This window comes from Candidatus Desulfolinea nitratireducens (assembly GCF_982879505.1).
The window spans coordinates 1-3662 of sequence record NZ_CEYOSI010000287.1; the positions used below are offsets into that span (position 1 = coordinate 1).

4 protein-coding genes are annotated in these 3662 nt (G+C 45.9%); all 4 read right to left on the reverse strand.

The features are described from left to right. Positions 1 to 585: hypothetical protein (locus tag AC3DOM_RS16615; protein ID WP_487920153.1), on the reverse strand; the 585-nt coding region annotated here is incomplete at its 3' end. After that, the gene (locus AC3DOM_RS16620) at positions 582 to 1772 is read right to left on the reverse strand and encodes a restriction endonuclease subunit S (RefSeq protein WP_487920154.1); all 1191 of its coding nucleotides are present in this window, start codon (positions 1770 to 1772) and stop codon (positions 582 to 584) included. The genes AC3DOM_RS16620 and AC3DOM_RS16615, both read right to left, overlap by 4 nt. A 12-nt stretch (positions 1773 to 1784) precedes the next feature. Next, positions 1785 to 2003, reverse strand: a complete 219-nt coding sequence (locus tag AC3DOM_RS16625; RefSeq protein ID WP_487920155.1) for a hypothetical protein — start codon at positions 2001 to 2003, stop codon at positions 1785 to 1787. Beyond that, a complete protein-coding gene (locus AC3DOM_RS16630; RefSeq protein ID WP_487920156.1) occupies positions 1993 to 3516 on the reverse strand; it encodes a class I SAM-dependent DNA methyltransferase in 1524 nt (507 codons plus the stop codon). Before AC3DOM_RS16630 ends, AC3DOM_RS16625 begins: the two co-directional genes overlap by 11 nt. Positions 3517 to 3662 lie beyond the last annotated feature (146 nt).

A 3662-nucleotide genomic window follows, 5' to 3' on the forward strand; every position in this document is an offset into this window, starting at 1 on the left:
ATCATACAATGCCATTTGTTGCGCTTTATTTTTCGCGGCTGAATGTGCAAACCCGTTCCGTTCTTGATTTAATTTCCTAATTTGAGCCAGCGTTGGAACATCTACAATGGATGAACAACCAAATTGAATACCACTCTTATCAGCATAATCGAGAATATTTTCTGTAATTGTCAGTTTGTCGTGAATCCGATCAGACCAATAGGTTTTCCACCGGATTCCTAGAGATTTCAAATCCAACTTACGGTGCCGTGCTTCGCCAACCACCAGACCAAAAAGGAAAAATGCTATTGATTCCCAACAAGATTTCAATAAATCTAAGCGATGGTGGGGATTTTCTGCACTATGTTGAACCTGATAAAAGTAATAGGCAATCGGTGTAGGGAATCCATCTTCAATTCGGCTAAGTCGGATTTTCGGATCTGTTTTGAAGCGCACCCACGCGTCTACATAATCCGAATAACTCATTTGATAAAGCACTTCATCAGATGGGTAGGTATATTCTTCAATTTCAACCGAATAATTTTCATTTAGCCAACGGTTGAAATCAGGGTTTGAAGAAATGTCTATGTTTCCAACTGAACTCATACTTCAATTTCCCCATTCATTAACTTAGGTAGGAGAGCATCACGGAGACGCGCAATTGCCAAAGTTTCCTGTTGAAGTAATATCATTCTATCTACAATCGGATTTATAACACTGTGCATTTCTGTAATCTGTTCTGGCACTAAACATAGCGCTTCCGATAAATGACCTCGTTTTATGTGTCCCATTGTCGTTGTTTTATCTTCAACTATTCTTTGGAATTCATCAAGATGATGTAGCAACCAGAAATAACAAAACCAAAGCGGATAATTATCCGACGTAACTTTAAACAAGTGTTGATTCAATGCCCCTTTTCCACCAATCCAAAATGTTACTACTAATGAGCCTGACCAAGAGAAGATCAGATCGCCATCATCAATTATGAATTTCTCTGGGATATTCTTGCTTGCTTTATCAGAAGATGCAGTAACTCCGTTTCTTAATTCTCTAATTTTGATAACTGGCAAGTATTCTTCGTCTTCGTCTGGAGGATATTTTTGCAATGCAAGGCCGTTTAAAAACTCAGCAATTTTGTCTAAAGGTTTGACCCTCCACCCCTGCGGAATCAGCCCTAACTCGCTTTCGACCATTTCACCGGTTGCCCCGGGGAAGGTGAAATCCACAAACCACTCTTTGAAGATGGCCTGGGCAATGGCTTCGAGTGCCGCGTTGGTCTGGCGGTTGAGTTCGATTTTGTCATCGAGGGCGGAAATGAAATCAACTATTCGTTGTTGTGTTTGAATAGGAGGAAGGCCAACATCTAAATCAGCTACATGGTCAAATGTGATTTGCGGGAATGTACCTGAACGAGATTCAGCCAAATGCTGTAACCATGCAGTCGTTTCATTACTTGTCAGAAAGAAATAAAGATACTTGGGTAATACCTTTTCATTTGCTCTTATTACCATTAACTTGGTTGATACCAAGTAGTCGTCAGCATCAAAATCCACCATGGCATATCTGCCGTTTGCCGGGCGAATTTCGGAAAAAAGAATGTCATTCTTGCGAATAGATTTTTTAGCTTGCCCCGGCATTAACTTAACTTCAGAATAGTCCCTGTGAAAAAACTTTCCACGTGCGATATCACCGGTGTTTAGGAAAATAAGGTGATCTTTATCGAAGCTATGGGTTACTGAAACAGACCTGCAAATTTCACTTGCTTTGACTTCAGCCCAGTCGTTAGAACTCATAACCAATCCCTTTTATCTGTCGTTCGCAGGTTCATCTTTTTTCAGAGTTAAAAACCCAGCGTATTCGCGCCCGCGAATATCAAAAGCCACCACTTTACCTTCAAGCAGAGCCTCGACTTGGGCGCGGGTCAATCGAAAAACAAAGGAATCAAAGTTTTCGCCAAACTGCTCGCGGGCTTGCGGTAGTGAATCGTACAAAGCAATTCGGTCATAGCCATCGTTAGAATTCATAGCCAATCCCTTTTAAGTTCTCACGAATATCTTGTTCCAGTTGTGCGCCTTTGGCGAATTGTTCGGCAAGCGCGGCGGTGAGCGTTTCCATTTTTACATCAAAGGGAACGCCGTCATCTTCCGTTTCGGGGATGCCTACATAACGCCCCGGCATGAGCACATAGTTGCTGGCGCGCACTTCATCGAGGGTGGCGGCTTTGCAAAAGCCCGGCTCATCTTCATATTGCCCGTCTTTGTTGCGCCAATTGTGATACGTGTCGGCAATCAGGGCGATGTCAGCATCGGTGAGTTCGCGGTTGCGGCGAGAAATCATGGTTCCCAGGTTGCGGGCATCAATGAACAGAATTTCGTTTGAACGGTCGCGGAATTTGTGATTGGATTTGTCCCGAGAGAAGAACCACAGGCAGGCGGGGATCATGGTGTTGTAAAAGAGTTGCGAGGGCAAAGCCACCATGCAATCAACAATGCCTGCGTCAATCATGTTCCGGCGGATGTCGCCTTCGCCGCCAGTGTTGCTGTTCATGCTGCCATTGGCAAGCACGATTCCGGCGGTTCCGTTGGGGCTGAGTTTATGGACAAAATGTTGCAGCCAGGCATAGTTGGCGTTGCCTTCCGGCGGTACGCCGTATTTCCAGCGGATGTCTTCGCGCAGTTGGTCGCCGCTCCAATCGCTGAAATTGAAGGGAGGATTGGCGAGGATAAAGTCCGCTTTCAGACCGGGATGCTTGTCATGCAAGAAAGTGTCGCCAAGTTCGAGTTGCGCGTCAATGCCGCGGATGGCGAGATTCATTTTGGCGAGGCGCAAGGTGGTCGGGTTGGATTCCTGCCCGAAAATGGAAAGGTGCTTGATATTGCCCTGATGCTCGCGCACAAAGCGTTCGCTCTGAACAAACATGCCGCCGCTGCCGCAACAGCCGTCATAAACGCGCCCGCTATAAGGCTCAAGCATAGCGACCAGCAATTTGACAATACTGGCGGGAGTGTAAAATTGTCCGCCCTTTTTGCCTTCGGCATCGGCGAATTGACCGAGGAAATATTCGTACACCCGGCCTAACAAATCCTGGGCGATATGACCTTCCTGACTGAAACCGATAGTGCCGATCAAGTCAACGAGTTCGCCGAGGCGTTGCTTGTTTAAATCTGGGTCGGCATAAATTTTAGGAAGAACGCCTTTCAGCGAGGGGTTGATTTTTTCAATTTCGTCGAGCGCGTCGTCAATCAGCGTGCCGATTTCGGGCTGCTTGGCGCGGTCTTGGAGATAGTTCCAGCGGGCGACTTCCGGCACGAAGAAGACATTGTACGCCAGATATTCATCGGGGTCTTCGGGGTCCGCGCCTTCAAACTCACCCTGGCCTGCAATCAATTTTTGGTGCAGTCCATTGAAAGCATCTGAAATATATTTGAGAAAAATCAGGCCAAGAACGACATGCTTGTATTCCCCTGCGTCCATATTAGAACGGAGTTTGTCTGCGGCGGCCCAAAGCGTTTTTTCGAGTTCGTGGTTATCCGTCATTGTACACAGCCCTATGATGATTTGGTTTTATGTTTGGGTAATTATAACGGGGAGTGGAGGTTTGAGACAGGTTTATGGAAAAATGAGCTAGCTAACTGGTGTCTTTCGCCACCTGATGAATAACATGGAAATATCTTCGTTTGCCC

Excerpts from the sequence above, each read along its gene's own strand:
- AC3DOM_RS16625 (WP_487920155.1), bottom strand. The coding sequence starts at position 2,003 with ATGAATTCTAACGATGGCTATGACCGAATTGCTTTGTACGATTCACTA.
- AC3DOM_RS16620 (WP_487920154.1), bottom strand. The coding sequence starts at position 1,772 with ATGAGTTCTAACGACTGGGCTGAAGTCAAAGCAAGTGAAATTTGCAGG.
- AC3DOM_RS16630 (WP_487920156.1), bottom strand. The coding sequence starts at position 3,516 with ATGACGGATAACCACGAACTCGAAAAAACGCTTTGGGCCGCCGCAGAC.